The following is a 24,208-nucleotide window of genomic DNA, read 5'->3' on the forward strand; positions in this document are numbered from 1 at the left end:
TATTGACAAATAATTATCTGGTTTATCCTAAAAATGCTAGTGTTGGGTTATACCAGAACGTCGATCATACTCATCATCTCCTTGCTGCTGTAACCTGTAAGGTCTATGGCATCAACCGGGCAGACAGGGGTACACATTCCGCATCCTTTGCAAACCGAAGCATTTACAATAGCAACCTCTCTATTGTGAACCGCCTCTTTACTAATTGCGTCGAACGGACAGGCATTAAGGCATTTACTACACCAGGAACAGTTTTCTTGGTCGATTTTGGCGATAATCGGCTCAGTCTCCAGCGTTCCTTTGCTGATTAGAGAGTACGACTTGGTTGCAGCCGACAGGGCTGAGTTGACAGACTCGCTGATATTTTTTGGACCCTGACAGGTGCCGGCGATGGTAACTCCATCAATCACCGTCTCCACCGGGCGCAATTTCATATGCACCTCGTTATAAAATCCATCCCTGCCTTTTGGCAGCTTCAGCATGGAGCCTACTGACCGATCGGAACGGGGCACCATTCCAGTGACCAGTACCACCAGATCAGCTTCCACCTCAAGCTCTTTCCCTGCTGAAAGAATATCCTTTACCGCAATAACCATCTTTTGCTTTTTGACGAAGATTTTGGGAAGAGACTCTTCGTTGAACTGCAGGTAGAGATCGCCCATCTGCAGCGATTCAGCATAAAGCAACTCCTGTTTCCCGTAGGTTCTTATACCCCGGTTAAGATGAATATTAACGATTCCATTAAATTTTTTTTTGGCTTCTATAGCAGTATGGATTGCCGAGGTGCAGCAGTAGCGCGAACAATAACTGTTTCCGCCATTGGCCTGGCGGCTTCCCACACAGTAAATATAGACCACATTACTGATTCTCATTCCTTTGTACTCCAATATCTTACCGGTTGAGCTATCCACCAGCTTTTTGAATTCAGGCAGTGTGATAACCCAGTCACTATTCCCGAAACCATATTCGCCATCTTTAGGTGAATAGTGATCATACCCTGTTGCCACCACTATAGATCCAATCTTCATAACCATTATCTCTGACGGATCGCCCTCTTTCTGAGGCTTTTTTCGAATTCTGATCTCGAAATTTCCTATACTCCCTTTTGTAGAGATCACCTCTGCTCCGGTAAGGATAAATATATTCTCACGGTTCCGAATATCTCCGGCAATCCTTTCAGTCAGTTCGTACCCTTTTTCGTCTGTCATCGCGAGGCTGCCCCATTCTGCCGTGTGGCCTCCCAGCTGGCTCTCTTTTTCGATAAGCACCACATTGCTGTTTTTGTCAGCAAGAGATGCCGTCGCCTTCATGCCTGCAATACCTCCCCCAATGACTGCTATGGTTTTTTCAGCTTCAAACCAGTAGGGATACAACGGTTCGGCATATCTCGATTTAGCGATGGCTGCTTTTACCAGGTGAATGGCTTTTTCAGTAGCTCCTGTTTTATCATCGGAGTGAGCCCACGATGCCTGCTCACGGATGTTGGTATGCACATAGGTGTACTTGTTCAGTTCGCCCCGCTCGGTAACATTACGAAAGGTGGCCAGATGAAGCTTGGGCGAACAGGAAGCAACGATCACACCATCGAGGTTATGCTCTTTAATGTCGTTGATCATTTCATTCTGATTACTGTCAGAGCAGGCAAACAAGGTTGTCCTGGCCAGTACCACGCCATCTTCATTTTCTACTGCCCGGCACACCTTTTCCACATCCACATAATCAGATATGTTGCCGCCGCAGTGGCATACGTAAACTCCTATTCTCTCTTTCATTGTTGTTGAGGTTGCGATAAATAACTGATTGCTTCTGAGGATGCCGATCCGGCCGAAAGGATGGAGTCGGGGATATCCATCGGCCCTGAGGCTGTTCCGGCAACGAACACTCCGTCGATACTTGTTTTTGAAGGACTACCCATTAAATCTTTCTGAGCCACAAACCGGTGGAAATCGAGTTTCAGCGATCCGGCATCAAAGATATTTGAAACAGCCGGGTTAGATTGAACCCCTACAGATAGAACCACCATATCGTGCTCGGCCTCGGAAACCACACCACTGCTTATATCTTCGTAGCGAAGGATAAGGTTTCCGTTCTCTTTCTCGGTAATCTTTCCTATTTTTCCCTTTATGAAATTGACTCCCATCCCTTTGGCTTGCTGGTAAAACTCTTCGAACCCTTTGCCGAATGACCGGATATTGATGTAGTATATAGTTACATCAGCCATTGGTAATGCCCCCATGAGCAGTTGTGCCTGCTTAATGGAGTACATGCAGCATATCTGTGAACAGATGGGATTGCCCACAGTGTTGTCGCGTGAGCCTGTGCATAGCACGTAGGCAATCTTGTCGGGCACCTTGCCATCTCCAGGGCGCAGTATGGTGTTGTAGGGGCGGGTAGGAGCTATCTCTCGCTCCATCTGCATGGAAGTGATCACATTCTTGTATTGTCCGTATCCGTAACGGGGTATCTCTAGCGGGTCGAACAATCTGAATCCGGTTGCCAGTATCACTGTCTTCATTTTAAGTTCATACAACTCAGTCTCCATTGTGAAGTCGATGCAGTGTGTGGGGCACACTCTTTCGCAGGCACCACAAAGTGTACAGTTCTCAATATCAATTACTGCCGCTTTGGGGTTTGCTATGCTGAAAGGTATAAAAGCTGCCTTTCGTCCTATCAGGCCGTACTGGTACTCATCAGTCACGTTTACGGGACAGGCCTTTTCGCATAGCTGGCAAGCGGTGCAGTCCGCCACATGGACATAACGCGGTTTTTTTGTGATTTCAGCGGTAAAATTGTTCTGGCCCCTCTTACTTACATGTGTAACCTCACTCTCGGTGAATATGGTAATGTTTTTGTGGCGCGCAATCTCGGATACCTTTGGTGTGGTAATGCATGCTGCACAGTCGAGCGTCGGGAACACCTTACTCAGCAATATCATCTTTCCTCCCAGCGAATGGTCCTTTTCTACCAATAGTACCTTATAGCCAGTATTGGCGAGGTTAAGCGCAGCCTCACCACCCGCGATACCGGCACCTATTACCAGCGCATCGTATTCAATTTTTATTCTCTCTTCCATCAGAAAAATCAAATTTCACTCATAATAATGAGCATTGTTTCTTATGCATTCCTGGTTTTCAGCAGGTAGTCGTTGAAGCTGCGTATCTGCTTCACAAAAGCTTCACTGCAGACCGAGCAGATAGCTGCCATACGCAGGCGTGCCGGATCCAACTCTTTCTCTTTCATCTGCTCGTGTGTCATACTCACAATATTACCCGTTTTTTCAGTGCAACTTTCACCAAAGATACAGTCGCTCCCGTCGGCAGCAATGAAAACGCCGTCGAACCCTTTTTCATATGCATACATGATCCATGCCGGCTTGATACCGCCGGAACATGGTACTGTGAGGGTATAGACAGTAGGCGGGTAGTGTAATTTCAACAGTCCCGCCATATCAATTGCAGGATCGGAAATTTTCTCGGTTGAGAAGACAAGTATTTTTGCACTTTTTTTCAATGCTCCATTCATAACAGAAACGGATTAATATATTTTACACTCCGGAAACGATTATGGTTCAGCTACAATATAGTGTGGTATTCAGGTAACGTTAGAATTATTTTTTTCTCATGTAAACCTTGAAATACCCGTTCTCTTCTACACATCCAAGGTACTCATGTCCCTGTTTGTTGCACCATTTGGGAATATCAGATTTTGTGCCTTCGTCGGCAGAAAGAATCTCCATCACATCACCACTGCTGATGGTGCCTATTGCTTTCTTTGCTTCAAGAAGTGGCCCGGGACAAGCTGTACCGCGTGCATCTACCGATTTTGCCACTGTTAATGTTCTCAATTCATCTGTTGTCATAGTTGTATTGTTTGTATTGTTTGTATTGTTTGTAATGTTTGTTCCTCCCTGTTTAATTTCGGGAAGGAGCATGATAATTAGTAATTTAACTTTCGCATGAATAATTTACTGATATATACAGCTGACTATAAGCTGTATATATGTTTTGTGGAATACCCACCAGATTAAACCATTGTTTGTTTATAATTAGATGAACCATTGCATGCTGCTCTCTCCTGCATCGGCAACAAAGGTTGTGGCCCCAGCATACCGAAGATCGGGATAGTCTATCATCTCCTCCTTTTTAAATCCCATAAGGTTCATCGACATCTCGCAAACTGTGATCTCTACTCCCAGGGCAGCTGCCTCCTGAAACATTACATCGAGCGACATCACATTTTGCTTTTTCATTAGAATTTTAATCATTTTAGGCCCTATGCCACACATGTTCATTTGTGAAAGTTTCAGCTTGTTGCGTCCCTTTGGCAACATCATTCCGAACATTTTCGAAACAATATCCTTCCCTTTTGCCTTCTTTTTCGGATCTCGCAGCGCTGAAAGCGCCCAGAAAGAGAAGAATAGTTTCACATGACTGTCCATTGCTGCCGCTGCAAGCGATATGATCATCGCCGCTAATATCTTGTCCATATCTCCAGAAACGATAGCGATGGATAGCTGATCTTTGCGTGAATCCTCCAGCCGGCCGGTTCTTGATTTCAGGGTTTCCAGTTCCGCCAAAAACTTATTCATGGTGATCTCTGTTGAGTTATCCATAACATTTTAAAATTTAGTGATTTAAACTATGACAAATTACGGAAATATTTCTGAAAAAATAACAGAAACCAAGGTGTTGTATAATACAATTTTTTGTGATATTAATCACATCATTTTACTATCTTCGCAGTGATATGCAGAGATTATTTTCACCTCATTAACTTTAAAATATGATTATGAGTGAGTGTCTGAATTGTGCTTGTGTGATGAGATCGATGAACAGGTTGAATAATTGCCAGGTGGAACAGCTGGAAAAGAACCATGCAGTGGTTAAATTCAAGAAAGGCGCCTCTATTATCAGGCAGGGAATGTTCTCAACTAACGTGGTATTCCTTCGTAATGGGCTGGCTAAGATGCATTTGAACGGACCTTATCACGAGCAGATTGTGAGGGTGATAAAAGCGCCCACTTACCTGGGGCTGCCTACCACCTTTGGCGATAAGATTAATCAATACTCCATTACCGCTGTAATTGATAGTGAAGTGTGTTTTATCGATATGAATGTTTTTTCGATGGTTCTTCGTGAGAACAGTGACTTTTCTACCCATATCATTCAGGAGCTAAGCAAAAGCGAACTGGAGACCTACCGGCGGTGTGCGAACCGTACGCAGAAGCAGGTGAGGGGGAATCTGGCAGATGTATTGCTCGATTTTGCCGACAATATATTCGGAAGCGACGAATATACGCTCCCTCTTTCACAGTCGGAGATTGGCAACTGGGTTGATGCCAGCCGCGAAAGCATCAACCGGCTTCTTTCGGAGTTTGTGTCGGATAAAATTATTGACATGAAAGGGAAAAGAATACACATCCTGAATAAAGCTTCACTGCAGCTTATCAGTCAGTACGGATAATTTTCTCTTTCCGGCAAGCTGTAAACACCCTCCTCTAGTATTTCACGGTGGGGGAGATTGTTAGTTATCTCTACAAAATTTCCAGAATGCATGCCGGTAGTAACCTGAAAGGGTTCAAAATAGTAGTCCATGCCATATTTTTTAGCAAGCAGATAGATATACCCGGTTTCACCTGCTATATCCAGCGCGCTTTCCGGAACCCCTTTCCCTATGCGTTCAGAAATGATCACATCAGCCTCCACATACATGTTATTAATGCGAATCAGTAGTTGAAACTGTCCGCTAGTTTATTTAGTTAAAGTGCTTAAAATTAATGAAATAAGCATGCCAAGTATTTGCTCAATCCACTGGAAATCATTAGCTTAGAAGAAAATTGCCACAAATTCTCTAAATAATGATTTCCAGGAAGAAACAGGCAAGGAAAAGTAGCCCCGAAGATAACGATCTGACCTCCTTTAAACAGCTCTTGGGTGATCATATCTGTAACACAAGGATCTTTGGAGACAAGATATATTCTGATTTTAAATACTGATTCGCATAATTTGTCAATTATCCTTGCTAAAATCTTGTTATTTTGGCAGACTTTTTTCCATGTCAACGCAATCGAACCTTATACACACTACACTTCCATTTGTAAACATAATATAAGTGTACAGGAAAAAACCATTTTCAGAAACCTTAAATGCGACATCGCCGGTACCGTTTCCATTGTTGGTACCACCGTAGGTGCCTTTTGTGAGATTCCATATTGAAGAATTGAGTCCGGTATCGGTGCTGACATCATATATATATGCTGTATCATCAGTGCCGCCGCTATTGAGATTGTTATGTATTACATAAGGCACTTTATTAAAGACAACATAATCTGCAGCATTTGATACTAATACAGATGACGGGCCGGATGAATTTATAGCATTGGTTTCACCGTCAACCCACGAAATAAAAGAGGGATTGTTGCCGTATGCAATAAAATAATCTGCAGTAAGGTCAGTAGAGCTGGTCGATACAACATCAACATTATTAGCCCAATTGATATTTGTACCGGTTATTGTGACGAGTTGGGGATCCTGAGATTGGAGAACACCTGCTTTAACCTGCCACCTGGCAAACCTGTTTCCGGCACCCATTATTGGAGCAGTAATAATTGCATCACCATCCACACTCCCAATTATCGACAACTTCCTTCCAATAGCAACTCCTCCCGCCCATGTAATATATGGCTCGGGAGTTCCAGTGACCCCTTGTATTTTCCAGACCTTGAATGCGCCATTATTAGATGCATCATTGGGAGCCAGATTACATAGCAATATATTATTGTTATCATCACCTGTATGATAGAAATTTATAAGATTTCCCTTTATTCCGTTCATATTAATAGTATCCGGGGATAATGCGCCTGTTTTACTGTTTACATATATACTTCCTTTGTCTCTGGTGTTTATTGCTAAATAATCATCCAATGCAGCTATACCTCCTGTTACCTGTAGAACATTGATTTTAAGGTCATCCTGCAATTTTTTACTCCATAATAAAGTACCGCTTCCTGACCTTATTCCCGAAGCTAATTTAACAGGAGATACTCCATAAATTGTATATGTTACATCTTTGAAAAGATTATTGATGACTAATTTTTGAGGTGTTCTTAAATCAAATTTCACAATAGTATCTGATATGGAAACCAACTTTGTTCTGGGATTGAATTTAAAATGCAATTCAACATCAGATAAATCATTTTCATTAAAAAATATCAGTACAATTGTCTTGTCGTCTTTTGATATTAAAGCGTTAGCCACATCCTCACCATCTTGAGCTGTAACAGCCTTTATAGGATTTATTACAGGTACCACGGGAATGGATTCATCTATGCTTTCTTCCTTGCATGAAGTAAAAAGCAGACAAAAATAAATCAATATGTTTAAATAAATCAATATTTTTTTCATGACAAATTAACTTAAAATGATTACCACCAAGGATTTTGAACAAGACTCTTTGTTTTATCTATTTCTGTCTGTGGAATAGGAAACAAATAGTACTCTTTTTTAAATATACGAGTTTCAAAAGGAACTATGTTGTAAAAACCAGTAAATGAGAAATTATTCGTCGATGGGCTTCCTGCATTGATATCCATACCCCACATACGTCCGCCATCTCCCCACTTACGGTTATCAGTTACTCCATCCTCATCGGGTGTATGAGCCAGCCACCGCCTTCTGGAAGTAAAATAGCGATCTCCCTCAAAACAAAGTTCTATCTGCCGTTCTCTTAAAATAAATTCTCGTTGCTTTTCTTTATTGCCTGATATCTCAGGATAAACCTGGAATACGCTTGGAACCCCGGCTCTTTCACGAATCATATCCCAGTATTTTCGTATATCTGCATTATTGGGATCATATTCGTTTAATGACTCAATATAGTCCAACAATACTTGAGCATAACGGATGTATACATTTATATAATCTTGTGGATAAGTCCGGTCACGCATATTGGCCATTGGGTCAACATTCTTGAATGCCAAATATCCTGTTCTTGAAAAGAATGTATAAGAGCCTGATTGGCGGGATACCCCTCCATAGTATAACTCTGCACGACCATATCCGTTTTTTTGGCCTACTGAACTGTAGTAGTCTCTTTTTGCAACATCATCAGGTATTTGAGGTATTACTCTTTTGTTATACAAAATAGCAGCATAAAATCGTGGTTCCCGGTTGGCGTACATATTCCATTCTCCTGTCCAATGTCCCCATGCTTCAGAAGTACGAATATCTGCAATTATTTGTTTTCTTCCTGTATCTGAATTAATATTTCTATTGTTCGGATTCCAGTGCGGCCCACCTACAGTGGTGAACCCATCCTGTATATATCCCGACATCGGATCATCTATAGTTCTTCCGTTTTCCATAAGGAAAGCATCAACTACTCTTTGTGTTGGCCCAACTCCCCCAAGATTGTTGGGACCCGGAGAGGTATGTATCATCCAGGCTTGTGTTTGTCCTGTTCCATATGCTCCCCATATAATTTCACAGTTCCACTTTATTAATTGTACATCCACTACCGATTTGTATGGATTAAACACTGTACCGCCATTTTCGTTGTTTTTATATAATTTCAGTCTTGCTTCGGGTTGTGTTTCTGAAATATTTATTACATCCTTGCAAGCGGCAGCCGCCTTTCTCCATTTATTCTCATCATATGTTGTATTAGCAAGTGGCGTTCCATCCGGGTTTTTGAAATCGGCATATTCTTTGTTTCCATTCCATTGAGGGCTTGCAGCGAAGGTCAACACCACAGATTTAACAGCCTTGCACACTATTTTATTAGGCCGGCCAATATTGATTTGGTTATCCCACCAGTGAAGTGGTAAATCCTTTTCAGCTTCATCCATCATTTCCACAATATAATCAACACATTCATCAAATGTATTCCGGCTAAATGATGCATAATCGGCGTTCAGGGGCTGTAGTTCTTTAATCAGGACCATAGGGCCATACTGGCGTATCAACAACCAATAATAATAACCACGTAAAAATTTCGATTCAGCTTTATATTGTGTTATTAATTCAGGACCAAGTTCCAGACACTTGTCAACATTGGCTTCAAATACATGTGAAGCACGTATAGCTCTGTAATAAGGTTCATATTTTCTATAAAACCAAGATGTTGTTGTCCAGTTTCCTAAATTGATTGGATATGTATTATAAACAGTCCATGAGTTGTCAATCTCGTCAGAACAGCCCAGCCATGGATCATCTTGATGAAGGTTGTGTCTTGGAATAGCTGCGTAAATATTTGCAAGATAAGATAGTACATCGTTTCTGTTAGCCCAGACTTTTTCATCTGTCCTGATATCTTCGGGTATTTTATCCAGGAAATCAGAACAATTAGTTGTAATAACTATAAACGCTATTAGAATTAAAAATATAAAATTTTTCATAATGATCTGTTTTAGAAAGTTGCTCTTAAACCAAAGTTTAATTTCCTGGGTAAAGGATACCTATTTCCGTTTTGTGTACCTGTTTCAGGATCCCACATATCCCATTTAGACCAGAGCGCTACATTTGTAGCCAGTAGATAAAGCCTTAGTCCCTGCATACCATAGGTTGAAATGTATTTTTTATTTATATTATACCCAAATTCCAAATCACCCAGTCGCAAAAAATCCCCGCTGTAAATTGTTCGTGTTGATATCTGCCAATTGTTGGTTGACCTTCCGTTTGACATACGCGGATAAAAAGCGTTCGGGTTAGGATTCTCCGGAGTCCATCTATCTAATGCTTTTGCAAATACATTTCCTTTGCCAACTCCTTCACTGAATGGAATAAATGTAGACCCGCCCAATGAATATGTCACATTAGCCTGGCCCCGGAAAAAGATTCCAAGATCAAATCCTTTCCACAGAAACTGAGCTCCGAAGCCATAATTTATTTCAGGAATACTGGAGTAACCAATAGGCGATATATCATCAATATCTATAACTTCATCGCCGTTTAAATCGGCATATTTAACATCACCAGGGCGCACCGCTCCAAAAGTTTGCTCCGGACTATTATCTATCTCTTCCTGATCCTTAAAAAGCCCGATAGCAGTAAGTCCGAATTGCTGCCCATATCTTCTTCCTGTTAACATCCGTTGCGGAGAAACACCTTGTGGTTCATCATTAAATAATATCTTATTTCTGTTGAAGGCGAAATTTCCATAAATGCGATAATTGAGTTTATCTATATGTTCATTTACCTCGATGGTTGTTTCAAATCCACGGTTTACCATTTTACCCATATTTGCAAATGGTGATTGATTAAATCCTGATATAGCGGGAATAGAAGATCTTGTAATAAGTATATCATATCTTTTTTCATGGAACAGATCAAAATCGAATGAAAACAGATCGTTGAACAATTTAAATTCAATCCCCAGATTTTTTTTAAGTCCTTTTTCCCAGGTCAGTGTTGTTAAGCCAACTTGCTGTTCACCCAATCCCCCTACAGCAGTAGGATTGTATCCCCACGCATATCCACCCAATCCGCTACCCCAGGTTGATAGGTAAGCGTAGCGCAAATTGTTTGGTAACGCCTCGGAACCGACTAAGCCATAAGAGCCTCTAAGCTTTAAAAAATTGACAGGTTTAAATTTCCAGAATGTTTCATTTGATATTACATACCCTAATGCAATGGCAGGAAATATACCGAAACGATCTTGTTTGGGGAAATTTTCTGAACCATTGTATCCAATATTAAATTCAGTGAAATAAGTATCTCTGAATGAATATGTGGAACGAAACGCTATACCTTGCTTTCTATATGGGAATGAGGTTATTGATGTTGAGGCAGTATTATTGTTGAAGTCACGCTGATAATACATAAGCATTCCCCCTACACGGTGTGAATTCATGAAAATTTGTTCGTAGTTTAATTGTGCTTTAGCTTCAATAGCCCTTGATGAGCCTGAGTTAAACGAATACCCCATTACATCGGAACCTTTGGTAATCTCTTTTACGGTAAATTCACCTGTATCGTCATCAATTTTGTCAACGGCGTATGTTGACATTTGTTTTAAACGTGCCTGAGAGGAATTATTATATCCGTCATATGAAAAAAAACCCTTTAAATTCAAGCCTTTTAACAAAAATGAAAGATCCTGATTTAGAATCAGCTGACTCATTATTTGAAAGGTATATCTTGTATGGTATCCTGATCCCAACAACCTTTCTGCCGGATTCAATTCCCCGATCTGACTTGGAGCACCCCAGCCCCATAAAGTATTTCCATCTACATTCTTCCCTATAGGCAAACGTACTGGAGCTGCAAGAGGATTGGATAGATATGCCCAATAGTAAAGCTCTTCCACCGGGCTGTTAAACCATGTTGAATAGAGAGTCCTGTTCCCAACTCCGGGTTCATGCTGATCCATAAGATTCGCTCCAAGTTCTAAATTGACAATCGTTGACTTTGTCAGGTTCATATCAATATTAGAGCGGAAGTTATATCGTTTTACAGTGATATTAGAATCATAATTATTAAGAGGATAATTCCTCAGATTCCCTTTTTCTTGAAAAAAACCTGCACTAACAAAGTAACGGGCTCTTTCTGCTCCTCCATTAATATTGATTGTTGCATTGCTGTTTGTAGACCATTTTTTAAAGATTTCATCAAACCAGTTTACATTGGGATAAATAAATCTATTTGAGTTGTCTCTCAAATTCTCAATGTAATCTTTTGAATAATTCTCATGTCCCAATGCTTCATTATATAGCATGGCATAATTAGCTCCATCCAAAAACTTAGGCAAATTTGGCAGATCGGAAATACCTGTTTCCATTTTTACATCAATTACCGGTTTTTGAGCAATACCTCTTTTAGTTGTAATGACCACAACTCCATTAGCAGCTCTGACTCCATACACAGCAGTAGCAGATGCATCTTTTAATATTGAAATTGATTCTACCTCCTCTATTGAGACATTATTCATATCTCTTTCAACACCATCCACCAGAATAAGTGGTGCACTCGAAGTAAATGATGATAATCCTCTCACCCAAAATGATGCATTGTCATATCCCGGCTCTCCTGAACGCTGTACAATAGTCGCACCGGCTATGCGTCCAGACAATGAGGACACTAAGGAGCGCTGTGGAATCATTAAATCTTGGGTTGACACAGATGAAATAGAACCTATCACACTTACTTTCCTTTGTTTACCCATACCAACAACAACAGCTTCATCCAGGAGTGTTGTTTCTTCTGTCAAAGTGACATCTATTGCCAATCTGTTTCCAATTGTTACTTTCTGTTCATGAAAACCAATAAAAGAAAAGATAAGCACCTCTCCTTTTTCAGCTTCTATTACATAATAACCTTCAGTATCAGTTACAACGCCACGAGTAGTTCCTTCAACCGTAACATTGGCTCCGGGTAAAGAATTTCCACTTATGTCAATTACTTTGCCTCTGATAAGCATTCTGCTTTGAACAGTTTCATCTATTGTTGTATTTGCATATGCTTCCATAACAGGATAACATAAAAACACAAATAACAACTTCAGCATTACCATAAATGCAGCTTTTGTTAATTTGAAGTTAATATTTCTCATACATAAGATTTTTTAATAAATAAACATGTCTAAATGCATTTAAATTAAATTTGAATATTTTAATATGAATATCTAATTAATTCAGTAATGAGATAAATAATTCTATTTTACATTATAGTCTGTCATTAAATATTTTACCTGTGATATATTCAGCCGGAAAGAAATAATATTCTCCAGAAGTTGATTTTTAAAATGTTTTATTAATTTAAATTTATTCATAATTTTGGTTTTATGAATAAGCGAAATACTAATAAATCATGGATTCCAATATAATATTTAATTATATTATACAAATAAAATATAAATATAATTAATGAACAAGGAAATGATTAAATATTTACAGGTATCGATCTGTTTTTATATTTTTCAAACGTATACAGATTACTTTGTTGCTGAAATTTCGCATATGGTTCGATAGCGGCTAAATATTTTGTAAATATTATGAGTGCGCAAATTACCCGCAAATAAAAAAAGCAGCTACATTCTCTTTTTATGTAACTGCTTGATTGTGAATGTAGCGAGACCGGGGCATGATCCCGGGACCTCATGATTATGAATAATTGAAGACTGTATTTCTCCCGCTTTCTTCATTTTATATACTTTATTTATATATCTTATTATTAATAATATAAACGAAAAATATTTCTTTATTCGTTTCATATTTATTTTCTATTTTTGTTTACCCACCTTTTAAAACGAAGTAAAATGGCTAAAACAATTTTTGACTATCAAAATAGAAATGTATCGGTTACTTTAACCCGCAAAGTAAGGAACAAAGGTGATGAATTTGCTCCTGCATTTTGGCGGATTACCTATAATCGAAAACTGAAACATTACACTTCCGGCTTTACATTTATGGCTGACGATTGGGATGATTTCGTAAATACTGGCATTGCTCCCCAAACCACAATGTTATCTATAAGTCACTCATTAGCTGTATCCCCTACTTTAAGCAGTTATTTAGCAACAGGAATAAGTTATGCTCGGACTAATGGGGCAGCGGTTATAAATAACTCATGGGGTGATTATGGAGGCGCATATTATGAGTATTTACATAGTACTGTCTTAGAAGATGCTATTCGTACTGCATTAATTTCTGGAAGAAACGGAAAAGGATGTGTTGTTGTTTTTGCATCTGGAAATGTAAACAGAAATGGGGTAGATTATCCAGGATCTTTTGATTCAAGACTATTAGTCGTAGGAGCAACAACTACTTCTGATAGAAAAGCCAGTTTCTCTTCTTATGGTTCAAGTCTTGATGTAGTGGCGCCCGGAGTTGACATATTGTCTACTGTTCCTAATAATGGTATCGAGTATATGAGTGGCACGTCAATGGCTGCCCCTCATGTAAGTGCGGTGGCTGCTTTGATTCTCTCAATTAATTCTGACCTTGCAGGATCTGAAGTTGTGAGAATTATTGAGAGCACTGCGCAAAAGGTTGGAGGATATTCTTATGTAACTACATCAGGGAGACCAAATGGAACATGGCACAATGAAATGGGATATGGATTACTTGATGCGTTTAATGCTGTTTCAACAGTAAGCGGGGTTGTTAATTTTGTAAATAAAACTGTCACTTCAAATACAAATGTTGCTGGATGGAGTATCTATGCACAGAATGTTACGGTTTCCCAATCAGCCATACTTAATTTTACAATTGGAAATCTTATAACGATTGATTACCCTTTTACAGTTAATGCAGGTTCACAATTTATAATAAACTTGTAATAATTTCACTATTAACTCAAAACTCATTTACAATTAAAATAATAAAGGTGGTTTTTTTGCCACCTTTATTTATTAGAAGAAATCTACAAATATCTATCAATCTAATTATTTTCAACCTTGGTTATATACCAACAGGATGTTGTGAAGAAGTTTCTGATATATCTGATAAGAGAAAGAATAGGTGACAATTTTCGGGGTTTTAGGCTGAACTTTTGTTTATAATGTGGATTTATGAACCACAAGTATCTATTAATCTGGATAAAGTCGTTTTTCTTCAAAAGTTTCTCAAACTTTTCTATTGGAACTCTACATTCCTTTATATCCAGCAATTCATCTACACAAGTTTGTTCCTCTCCAAAAGAATATAGTAGCCATCGATATATAGGTCTCGGTAAAAGATGGAAGAATGGCAGTTTTGACAAATATTTATGTCTACAAATTTGTTGATGCCCCCCAAAAGGCATTTGCCATGCGGGAAATCTCCAAAAAATAATACCATCCTTTGCTACAAATTGTTTTATATGTTTCAAAAATTCATCTTTGCGTCCAATATGCTCTATCACATCATGCACCAGTACAATATCATACTTCTCGTCCCCGTCTCTATTATTCATATCAAAAAAATCGATTGAAACGAATTTGCCCTTAATATTCAAAGATTCATAAAACGAGTCAGCCTCTAAAATCCTTTGTTCCGAACGATCAATTCCTGTTACATCACAACCAATCTCTGCGAACGGCAATAAATTTCCTCCCTCCCCACATCCAACTTCAAGTACTTTACATCCTTTACTAATAGAATAATACTGCCGTACATAATCAATATAAAACTCTCTTGAAGTATTTGCAAGTTCATTGAAATAACGCAATCGATCTGAATGTCTCTCTTGCATATAATATTTTTTACATATTTTTATTTGACTTAGATGAGAGTACTTACTGCCTCTCACTAAGTTGCAAAGGTAAAAAAATTACAACAACTTACGTGTAGAAAGCTTTTATATAACACATGAAAGTTTCTGTAAATCTCAATCCTACCTTTATTCTTTACCTATGTAAAATCTTTGATGTTTTAGATCACTACACATTCACATGCGTCATTTATTCCTATTTAGTTATTCATGATTAGTAAAGCATTTTGTTGCTTCCTCTGTCAATTGTTCCGCTTCCTGTTCTTTCAGCCTTGCCCTTTCCAACTTTTTAGCTTTTTTCGATAACAGCCTTTTCGTATAGTTCCACTTGTTTGCGAATTATTCTCACGCTATCCCCCCCGGTTCTCAAAAATACTGTCCAAGCTGATTACTCCTGCAGGAGTGATTTCTCCCTGCATCTGAACGTACCGGTATTTAAGATCGTTGTCCTTATAGGTGGCGATTTCTTTCCGCTGGTAGAATACGATGATAATAAAAAACAGACATATAATACATAATCCGATCATCCCGTAAAATATCTTGCTGGAAGCAATACTGAAAATATGGTGGTGTTCGGTTCTTACCGGTTTGCGGATTTCTCCAATCGCTTCATCCAGTTTACCGGATAACTCGTCTATGGCCGACAAGTCCGGTAGTTCAATATCGGGTTGGATGGGGTTGTTGTTCCTGCTCCCTGCCTTTATAAGCCCCCTGATTTCTTCAAAGAGCGTGTATATCTCGTTAATTTCTATATTCTTCATTTTTTAATATGTTATTATGTTATTGCCTTGATGTTTTATTGCACCCTTGCATTTATGCATTGGGGCACTGATGTAATGAGATCATGAAGCCATGACTTGTTGAGATATTGACTTAATGCATTATATAGAGTATATCTGCCGTCCATGCCTTCGTCTTTTCTTTTTCCTCGGTTGCCGGTACAGGTATTCCTGATCGTCATTGTTACCGTTTGCAGGCCGGATGTCGAACAGTCCTCCCAATCCCGATGTGATGGATTCGATGCCTATCTGTACTGTTGCCGATTGGGATTGCGCCTGATCCTGCTGTATGGATTGCCTAGCATTCCGGTTCAACTGAAAGTCAATTTTCGAGTAGCTGAACATCCTGTCTATTTTTGAACCGCTGAACTTGTACCCGTTCTTCTCAAACCGTATCCCTTCCACGGTGGTGGTATTGCCTTTGGTTTTAAATTCCGTTTTAATTCCCGTTCTCTTAAGCTCCTGCATCAACTGTTTCCAGTTCCGGCATTTTGGTACGGCCGTTTTAAGGACGTTGTATATCTCATATTTGGTTTTGTCCGGTTCCTATAGCCGGTGTTGCTTTACATTCTCATTGCCGGTGGAGAAATACAACCCGTACTTTTCCGTGAGTTCCTTGCAGATCTTCCCGCTACGGTAACGGCCGTTACTGTCGGAAATGGTCTTTCCGTTATTGTCAACTCAATTGAACACTAAATGAATATGCGAGTGTTCCCTGTCGAAATGTCTGGCGATGACATACTGCGTGTCGGTGATTCCCATGCGTTTCATATAATCGTGTACGATCTTCACCATCATTTGGTTAGTTATCTTGTCCTTATCCTGTGCGGAAAAATCAAGGGAGATATGCCCGACCGGTTTCGACACCCTGCCGTTCATCCCTGCCTGCGTTACAAAGTTCTCGATGAGGAAAGAAAGGTTTTTCAGGCGTAAACCGTCCGTATCAAGTATCTGCGTCTTTTTCTTTTCATCGATGACGTATTTTACCACACCCTTGAAAGAACTTCCCTTTGTGATCTTAGCTATCATTGCGCATATCTTCTATCACGTAATCGATCTTGTTTGCCAGACGGAGAGTATATCCCGTGGAAAGGATAAGGCATCCTTTTTCTTTCATCGGAATTTAATTTTGATGAGTGTTTGATGAGCTTCTATTTTATTTATTATTAAATATATAGATAAGATATTCATCATTTCATCAAAAAACAGGTGTCTGAAAATTCCCGTGTGACGGTAAAGAACCGTCCCGTTTTTTTCTCGTCCTTATACTTTATCAGATTCAATGAATTATAAGCTGGAATATAGGTCGTATAGGTGAGTGTGCTGGCGGCGGGCTGTAGGCTCCACCGGTTTTTGATCCGTTCCGAATCCTGCTGCCTGTCAAAGAGCACTTCCTCAATGCCGATCAGCAACTTGCCCGTCCAGTCGGCATTGAACTGGCTGCGGAAATCCTCGTTGGTGTTGAAGGTCATGTTCTTACCGAAAATCGTTTTCAGCAAATTAAGGAAAGTGGATTTTCCGGTATTGCGCCCCACGGAACACGCACCTTTGTCATCTCACCGGATAGCAACGGTTTATGGACTTCCTTGTAATAGGTGGTTCCTACCCTGACATATAATTTGTGGGCTTCCATGACCTTATTTCATTTTCCTGCGTGAGCTGCGGGCAACGGTGCGGGTGATTTCACTATAGTTATGGCGGTCACGTGTCTTGTTCTCCGCCCATGCCAGTAATTCTTTCCGTGAAAAGACAAGTTTGCCGTTATAAATCCGGTGGGGGATATCCCCTGCGGAAGTGAGCTTGTACATTTTCCCTCTGGATGTGGAATAACCGTTTTCTTTAAGGAAAGCGAGTACTTCCACAAGGTTGACAACATCAGAGTCCGTTTTTTGTGCTGCCGGTGGGGGCAGTAACCCGTGTACGGCTTCTTTCACTAAAGACCGTAGTTCTTCGGGTGTAGTAAGAATAATTTTTTCCATTCTTCTTCGTTTTTTATTTTAATGAAACATATAAATAAATGTCGCAAAGTAAGAACATAAACAATTGAATATTAAATCGTAAAACCGGTTTACACGGTACTACAAACAACGCCAATCGATGCCGATGGAAGACAAGCGGCGCCAAACGTAAAGCGGTAAACTATTTCCTGTTAAATAAATATAAATAAAGCGGGGAAGAACGGGAAGGCGGGAGGTGGTATTGGATATAAATTACTATGTCCTATTGTTTACAGGTTAACTCTTCCAACACTTCAGAACGGATCGGGTGGTATAGGAATAAACTTCAACTCCCCTGAATGTATATGCTATTTCATCCACGATAATCCCGGCATCGATCCGTTTATCCACGGTCGGGCGGGAAATGCACAGGATATCGCTCATCTCCCGCTTGCTTAACTCGACTGGTTCTGTAATACCGTTTCGGGAAATATACTGTTTAAGTGATGCAAGGGCTTTTTCAAGGTTTTCTGGCTGTGCGGTGTAGGGTTGTTTGCGTTGTTTCAGGGTTATAACTGCGGTTTCAATATCAAAATCATCCAGTTCCGGCTTGGATTCAAGTTCCAACCTTAATTTCTTCAAATCCTCCCAGTTCGGAAAGGGGAAAGGTATATTTGCGGGGACGTGCCATAATGCATGATTTTGAAAAACAAACATACTAATTTATTATTTGATTTCAAGCAATGGCTTTGAGTTCTTTTGTTTACCCATTGTTTACCCGCAAATAAAAAAAGCAGCTACATTCTCTTTTTATGTAACTGCTTGATTGTGAATGTAGCGAGACCGGGGCATGATCCCGGGACCTCATGATTATGAATCATGCGCTCTAACCAACTGAGCTATCTCGCCATTAAATAATTACAGCCTTTGTCAACTGCTTTTCAGACCTTATGATTATGAATCATGGGCTCTATCCAGCCTGGCTGTTTATTGAAATATCTGAAAAAAGGTACACAAAACTAAAGTTTACTGCCCTAAATTCGAGGTGCAAAAGTAGCACTTCTTTTTGAATTCTGCAATACCAATTTCAAAAAAACATTCAATACGGGCTTAATTTTAAAATTCTCACTGTTTTTATCTCTTTCACTTGTGGGAGACAGCAGTAAATGGGATGATAGATTTTAGTGCTTTTCAGACAAATTCCCTTTAGATAAATTCGGTTTAATGTTGTAATTTTGTGCCGTAAACAGTGTTTCTAACCTCACATTAATATTAAAAAGTGATTTATCCCGATAATTTTGAGCAGAAGATAGAGTTTAACAGAGTACGCCAACTTCTTTCGGAGCGATGTCTGAGCCAGCTGGGAAAAGAGAAGGTGGAAGAGATGCACTTTTCTGCCTCCTACAACGAGATAACGACTCATCTCTCCCAGACCGAAGAGTTTGTTAGAATAAGGAAAGAGGAGGATTCTTTTCCCGACGGCCATTTTTATGATATGCGGCCGGTACTGAAACGTATACGTATAGAAGGGGCATGGATAGACCAGGGTGCTCTGTTTGAATTACGCCGTTCACTGCAGACCATTAACGGGATTGTGGCATTTCTGCATCGTGACGATGACAAAACACCCAAATACCCTAATCTGCTTGCTCTTACAGAAACATTGATCACCTATCCGGAGATCACCAAAAGAATAGACATAATACTCGATGATCTTGGCCAGGTGAGGGACAATGCATCGCCCCAATTGTCGAATATCCGTCGCGAACTGAGCTCTACTATGAATGGTATTTCAAAAAGCCTGAACACTATCATGCGTAAGGCACAGGCTGAAGGATTTGTAGATAAGGATGTTTCGCCGAGCATGCGTGACGGACGGCTGGTGATCCCTGTTAATCCTTCTTACAAGCGTAAGATAAAGGGAATCGTACACGACGAATCCGCATCAGGGAAAACAGTCTTCATTGAGCCATCGGAGGTGGTGGAGGCCAACAACCGCATCCGTGAACTGGAGGCGGATGAGCGCCGGGAGATCATTAAAATACTGACAATATTCAGCAGCTGGCTAAGGCCTTTTCTGCCGGATCTGCTGGAGTCGTATGAGTTTCTGGCTAAAATAGATTTTATTCAGGCAAAAGCATCTTTTGCGATGCTTACAGGCGGAATCAAGCCTTCCGTGGACAACGTGCAGCAGATAGATTGGGTGGAGGCGGTACACCCTTTGCTCTTCCTTGCCCTTAAAAAACAGAACAGAAAGATTGTACCACTTGACATCACACTTGATAACAAGAACAGGATACTTGTGATCTCCGGTCCCAATGCCGGAGGTAAATCAGTATGCCTGAAAACAGTAGGTCTATTGCAATACATGGTGCAGTGCGGGCTGCTGATACCACTGAAAGAGAACTCGAGAGTGGGCTTGTTCCACGATATTTTTATCGATATTGGTGATGAGCAGTCTATAGAGAACGATCTTTCTACATACAGTTCACATTTGATGAACATGAAGTTTTTCGGAAAGAACTGCAACGGCAATTCGCTGCTGTTGATCGATGAATTTGGAAGCGGTACCGAACCGCAGATTGGAGCAGCTATTGCGGAGGCGTTGCTCGACAGGTTCAATAGTCAGAAATCGTTTGGAGTTATCACTACCCACTACCAGAACCTGAAGCATTTTGCCAATGAGCATGAGGGAGTGGTTAACGGAGCCATGCTTTATGACCGGCATGAGATGCAACCCCTTTTCAGGTTATCAATTGGTAATCCGGGGAGCTCGTTCGCCGTGGAGATAGCCCGTAAAATTGGCCTTCCCGAAGATGTGATTATCAGGGCATCGGAGATAGTGGGCAACGATTACATCAATATGGACAAATATCTGCAGGATATTTCACGCGACCGGCGCTACTGGGAGCGCAAAAGAGACGAGATACGCCGTGAAAGGAAGCATCTGGAAGAGCTGACATCGAAATTTGAAACCAGACTCGAAGAGATAGATAAACAGAAAAAGGAGATAATCCTGCAAGCAAAACAACAGGCTGAAAAGCTTATCCAGGAAAGCAATGCCCGTATAGAGAGTACTATCAGGCAGATTAAAGAGTCGCAGGCTGATAAAGAAAAAACAAAACAGGCACGACAATCGCTTCGTGAATTCAAGGATAAAATTGAACCTGATGGAGCTTCAGAAGTAAAAGCCCGTGGAAGGCGGAAAAGGAAGCAAAAGACACTTCCAGCAGATGCTGCACAACAGGTGAAAAAGCCGGAGGTAGGAGATACCGTGCGATTTAAAGGACAGGCTTCGGTGGGAGAGGTTTTGGATATTTCCGGTAAAAGGGCGACTGTCGCTTTCGGGATGATAAAGTCAACTGTAGATCTGGACAAGCTTGAACAAGTTAGCGCCAATCAACTTAAAAAAGAGAAGAGAACATCTAACACACGCGATTTTATGCATGAAAGGAGATTGAATTTCAAGCAGGATATTGATGTTAGAGGAATGCGTGGTGACGAAGCACTGCAGGCCGTGATCTACTTTATTGACGATGCCATACAGCTTGGCGTTTCACGTGTTCGTATTCTACACGGCACCGGGACAGGTGCCCTGCGGCAGATTATAAGGGAGTACCTGGGTAGCGTGAACGGCGTGGCGCATTATCAGGATGAACATGTTCAATTTGGCGGAGCAGGTATAACCGTGGTAGATCTGGAATGACATCATTAATAAAAAAAGAAGTGCCATCACTTCAATGATGATTGGTATGTTTATTATTCCCCTCTCAGCACTGGTGATGTAGTTAGGGAACCAGGCTGGAGCCCTTAATGCGGCAGCCTACGCAGAGGCAACCCGGAACGCACACTATATTTGGTATGTGTTCGTTGCTATAGGTACTGTTTCAGCAGTTACGTTGAATATTTACGTACACATTACCCGTAACATTGACAAGGAAAATAACTATGAACAAGAAGCCGGAGCACATGACAATAGTTAAATTATCCTAATTTAGAACTTGTCACTTGTAAAGGCGTTATAGTATAAACATAAATTATAGTTTTAAAATTACTAACAGGTATGAGATTAGATCTGAGTTCACACATTACACTGGAAGGGGTTCCAAAAAAGTATTACAGGCCTGAGAATGATTATGAAGAGTATAATCTTTCGAGGTACGAGAAGTTGCCGCTGGCTATTTATGAGGAGACAAATAAAGCTGCCAAAAAGATAGCAAACGACATTGTAAAAGAGATGTTAAAGCTGAAACAAACGGGGAAACAGTTTGTATTGGGAATTAGTGGCGGCAGTTCACCTCTGCCGGTATATGAGGAGTTGGTAAGACAACACAGGGAGGAGAATTTAAGCTTCAGTAATCTGGTTGTATTCAATACCTACGAATTTTACCCGGTCATGGATTTTGCGTACAGCAACCTGCAGATGCTGAAAGATTTTTTCTTGAACCGGATAGATATCAAACCGGAGAATATATTCTCTCCTGATGCAACCATCGAAAAAGACCTTATAGCCGAAAACTGTGAGGTTTTTGAAAAGGATCTCCAGAGAATGGGCGGATTGGACTACCTCCTGCTTGGGTTGGGTAGTAAAGGCAACCTTGCTTTCAACATGCCGGGCAGCAGTCTTCACTCTCAGACACGTCTGGTTATGCTCGACGGTGATTCGAGAAAAGATATCGCTCGCAATTTTGGTTCACTTGATAAGGTTCCTGTAAGTGCAATTACTATGGGGCTGTCAGATATGATGGAGGCAAGAAAAATTACTCTTGTAGCATGGGGTGAACAAAAAGCAGAAAGTGTGCATAATATCGTTGAAGGCCCTGTAACGGATATGGTTCCCGGGTCAATATTGCAGACACATTCGGAAGTTAAGCTGTTTGTTGATCTGGCAGCTGCCTCTGACCTTACACGCATAAGCCATCCATGGCTTGTAACCAACTGCGATTGGACAAACAAACTTATCCGGAGGGCTATTGTTTGGCTCTGTGGCGTTGTTGACAAGCCCATTCTGAAGCTAACTAACAAGGATTACAATGATAACGGTTTGAGCGAACTAATTACACTATACGGATCGGCATATAATGTTAACATTAAAATATTCAATGAATTACAGCATACAATTACAGGGTGGCCCGGAGGTAAACCCGATGCCGATGATACTTATCGTCCCGAAAGGGCAAAGCCATATCCGAAAAAAGTTATAATCTTCAGCCCACACCCAGATGATGATGTGATCTCTATGGGAGGCACATTTCAGAGGCTTGTCAATCAGGGGCACGAAGTACATGTCGCTTACCAGACATCGGGGAATATTGCTGTGGGGGACGAAGAGGTGATCCGCTATATCTCTGTATTGAAAAGTATGCGCAAAAAATTTGATCCCGGCAACAAAGGATTACTGGAGAAATACGAGGGTATCCGACAATATCTGATGCACGAAAAAGCAAAAGAAGATCAGGATACCCCCGATATTCTGTTTATAAAAGGAAGAATCCGTCGAGAAGAAGCACGTTCTGCCGATAGGTATGTGGGGCTTTCTGAAGAGAATGTTCATTTTCTGGACCTTCCTTTTTACGAAACCGGAAAAGTTAAAAAGAACCCTATCTCCGAAAAGGATGTGAACATTGTGAAAGATTTCATTCAAACCATAAAACCGCATCAGATATATGTTGCCGGCGACCTTGCCGATCCGCATGGTACACATAAGGTGTGCCTCGATGCCATTCTGGCTTCCATTGACATACTAAAAGAGGAAGAATGGTTTAATGACTGCCGTGTATGGATGTACCGTGGTGCATGGATGGAGTGGGAGATAGCCCATATTGAAATGGCAGTACCCCTTTCACCTGAGGAGCTCAGACAGAAAAGGAACGCTATACTTAAACATCAGTCGCAGATGGAGAGTGCACCTTTCCTTGGGGACGATGAGAGGTTGTTCTGGCAACGCTCAGAAGAGCGTAACCGTGCTACTGCCGAAATGTACTGGAAGCTTGGACTGGCGTCATATGAAGCGATAGAGGCATTTGTTGAGTACATTCCGGTACAATGATGTAAAAAGACCCTTTTGGTTATTATTGATATAATGAGCTGCCCGGAAAGCCAGGCAGCTCATTTAGTTGGTGCCTGATATACTTATGGCTACTCTAATACATTGTACATGCTGGTATTGATCTGTGGTATTTTGTTGCTGAGATCCACAGAACAAAAAGGTTATCAATATTATACATATGATAGCTGTTTTGAACTGACAGGGAAGAATATTATATATTTATGTCGATATTTTAAAAAAAAAGTCGTATATTGTGGC

General features: G+C 40.6%; 18 protein-coding genes, 1 tRNA gene and 2 pseudogenes. 4 read left to right on the plus strand and 17 right to left on the minus strand.

Annotated features, from left to right (window positions below):
- Positions 1-47 precede the first annotated feature (47 nt).
- The 5 genes from KDN43_RS11990 to KDN43_RS12010 form a co-directional block, all read right to left on the minus strand.
- Positions 48-1,772 (minus strand): CoB--CoM heterodisulfide reductase iron-sulfur subunit A family protein, encoded by a 1,725-nt coding sequence (locus tag KDN43_RS11990; protein ID WP_238866424.1) that lies wholly within the window; start codon positions 1,770-1,772, stop codon positions 48-50.
- Complete coding sequence (locus tag KDN43_RS11995; protein ID WP_238866426.1) at positions 1,769-3,073, minus strand: CoB--CoM heterodisulfide reductase iron-sulfur subunit A family protein; 1,305 nt, start codon at positions 3,071-3,073, stop codon at positions 1,769-1,771. The genes KDN43_RS11990 and KDN43_RS11995 overlap by 4 nt, the downstream gene beginning before the upstream one ends.
- Before the next feature lie 41 nt (positions 3,074-3,114).
- Positions 3,115-3,522 carry a hydrogenase iron-sulfur subunit gene (locus KDN43_RS12000; RefSeq protein WP_238866428.1) on the minus strand — a complete coding sequence of 136 codons (408 nt, stop codon included), beginning with the start codon at positions 3,520-3,522 and terminating at the stop codon, positions 3,115-3,117.
- An 85-nt stretch (positions 3,523-3,607) separates the two neighbouring features.
- Positions 3,608-3,931, minus strand: a complete 324-nt coding sequence (locus KDN43_RS12005; protein ID WP_238866429.1) for a sulfurtransferase TusA family protein — start codon at positions 3,929-3,931, stop codon at positions 3,608-3,610.
- A gap of 114 nt (positions 3,932-4,045) precedes the next feature.
- Positions 4,046-4,612 carry a DsrE/DsrF/DrsH-like family protein gene (locus KDN43_RS12010; protein ID WP_238866431.1) on the minus strand — a complete coding sequence of 189 codons (567 nt, stop codon included), beginning with the start codon at positions 4,610-4,612 and terminating at the stop codon, positions 4,046-4,048.
- A gap of 176 nt (positions 4,613-4,788) precedes the next feature.
- On the opposite strand from KDN43_RS12010, the gene KDN43_RS12015 reads away from it, so the two are divergent.
- Complete coding sequence (locus tag KDN43_RS12015) at positions 4,789-5,463, plus strand: Crp/Fnr family transcriptional regulator (protein ID WP_238866432.1); 675 nt, start codon at positions 4,789-4,791, stop codon at positions 5,461-5,463.
- On the opposite strand, the gene KDN43_RS12020 is transcribed toward KDN43_RS12015, so the two are convergent.
- The 4 genes from KDN43_RS12020 to KDN43_RS12035 all read right to left on the minus strand — a co-directional run bounded on the left by KDN43_RS12020 (position 5,451) and on the right by KDN43_RS12035 (position 12,546).
- On the minus strand, positions 5,451-5,711 hold the full coding sequence (locus KDN43_RS12020; RefSeq protein WP_238866434.1) for a hypothetical protein: 261 nt from the start codon (positions 5,709-5,711) through the stop codon (positions 5,451-5,453). The two genes, KDN43_RS12015 and KDN43_RS12020, sit on opposite strands and share 13 nt — an antisense overlap.
- Before the next feature lie 321 nt (positions 5,712-6,032).
- Positions 6,033-7,403: a DUF5018 domain-containing protein gene (locus tag KDN43_RS12025; RefSeq protein WP_238866436.1), complete on the minus strand. Its 1,371-nt coding sequence runs from the start codon at positions 7,401-7,403 to the stop codon at positions 6,033-6,035.
- 20 nt (positions 7,404-7,423) lie between these two features.
- Entirely contained in the window at positions 7,424-9,394 is a 1,971-nt protein-coding gene (locus KDN43_RS12030) for a RagB/SusD family nutrient uptake outer membrane protein (RefSeq protein ID WP_238866438.1), read from the minus strand.
- An 11-nt stretch (positions 9,395-9,405) separates the two neighbouring features.
- The gene (locus KDN43_RS12035) at positions 9,406-12,546 is read right to left on the minus strand and encodes a SusC/RagA family TonB-linked outer membrane protein (protein ID WP_238866441.1); all 3,141 of its coding nucleotides are present in this window, start codon (positions 12,544-12,546) and stop codon (positions 9,406-9,408) included.
- A gap of 705 nt (positions 12,547-13,251) precedes the next feature.
- On the opposite strand from KDN43_RS12035, the gene KDN43_RS12040 reads away from it, so the two are divergent.
- The gene (locus KDN43_RS12040; protein WP_238866443.1) at positions 13,252-14,274 is read left to right on the plus strand and encodes a S8 family peptidase; all 1,023 of its coding nucleotides are present in this window, start codon (positions 13,252-13,254) and stop codon (positions 14,272-14,274) included.
- A gap of 101 nt (positions 14,275-14,375) precedes the next feature.
- On the opposite strand, the gene KDN43_RS12045 is transcribed toward KDN43_RS12040, so the two are convergent.
- From KDN43_RS12045 to KDN43_RS12085, 8 genes and pseudogenes are all read right to left on the minus strand, one after another.
- Positions 14,376-15,167: a class I SAM-dependent methyltransferase gene (locus KDN43_RS12045; protein ID WP_238866445.1), complete on the minus strand. Its 792-nt coding sequence runs from the start codon at positions 15,165-15,167 to the stop codon at positions 14,376-14,378.
- 368 nt (positions 15,168-15,535) lie between these two features.
- Positions 15,536-15,946 (minus strand): hypothetical protein, encoded by a 411-nt coding sequence (locus KDN43_RS12050; protein ID WP_238866447.1) that lies wholly within the window; start codon positions 15,944-15,946, stop codon positions 15,536-15,538.
- Positions 15,947-16,066: 120 nt separating this feature from the next.
- Positions 16,067-16,993, minus strand: a pseudogene (locus tag KDN43_RS16580) (relaxase/mobilization nuclease domain-containing protein).
- Positions 16,994-17,274: 281 nt separating this feature from the next.
- A pseudogene (locus KDN43_RS12065) lies at positions 17,275-17,493 on the minus strand (primase-helicase family protein); the annotation flags it as partial.
- Positions 17,457-17,597, minus strand: coding sequence for a hypothetical protein (locus KDN43_RS12070; protein WP_238869535.1), 141 nt, complete (start codon positions 17,595-17,597; stop codon positions 17,457-17,459). The pseudogene KDN43_RS12065 and the gene KDN43_RS12070, both read right to left, overlap by 37 nt.
- Before the next feature lie 4 nt (positions 17,598-17,601).
- Positions 17,602-17,943, minus strand: a complete 342-nt coding sequence (locus KDN43_RS12075; protein WP_238866453.1) for a helix-turn-helix domain-containing protein — start codon at positions 17,941-17,943, stop codon at positions 17,602-17,604.
- Between the two features lie 255 nt (positions 17,944-18,198).
- Positions 18,199-18,618 carry a hypothetical protein gene (locus KDN43_RS12080; protein WP_238866455.1) on the minus strand — a complete coding sequence of 140 codons (420 nt, stop codon included), beginning with the start codon at positions 18,616-18,618 and terminating at the stop codon, positions 18,199-18,201.
- 118 nt (positions 18,619-18,736) lie between these two features.
- Positions 18,737-18,810: transfer RNA gene (locus KDN43_RS12085), tRNA-Met, on the minus strand.
- 370 nt (positions 18,811-19,180) lie between these two features.
- Here KDN43_RS12085 and KDN43_RS12090 point away from each other — a divergent pair.
- Both KDN43_RS12090 and KDN43_RS12095 read left to right on the plus strand, forming a co-directional pair.
- Positions 19,181-21,607 carry an endonuclease MutS2 gene (locus KDN43_RS12090; RefSeq protein WP_238866457.1) on the plus strand — a complete coding sequence of 809 codons (2,427 nt, stop codon included), beginning with the start codon at positions 19,181-19,183 and terminating at the stop codon, positions 21,605-21,607.
- A gap of 357 nt (positions 21,608-21,964) precedes the next feature.
- On the plus strand, positions 21,965-23,950 hold the full coding sequence (locus tag KDN43_RS12095) for a glucosamine-6-phosphate deaminase (protein WP_238866459.1): 1,986 nt from the start codon (positions 21,965-21,967) through the stop codon (positions 23,948-23,950).
- Positions 23,951-24,208: the final 258 nt, after the last annotated feature.

The sequence above is a fragment of the Proteiniphilum propionicum genome (genome assembly GCF_022267555.1).
GTDB lineage: Bacteria > Bacteroidota > Bacteroidia > Bacteroidales > Dysgonomonadaceae > Proteiniphilum > Proteiniphilum propionicum.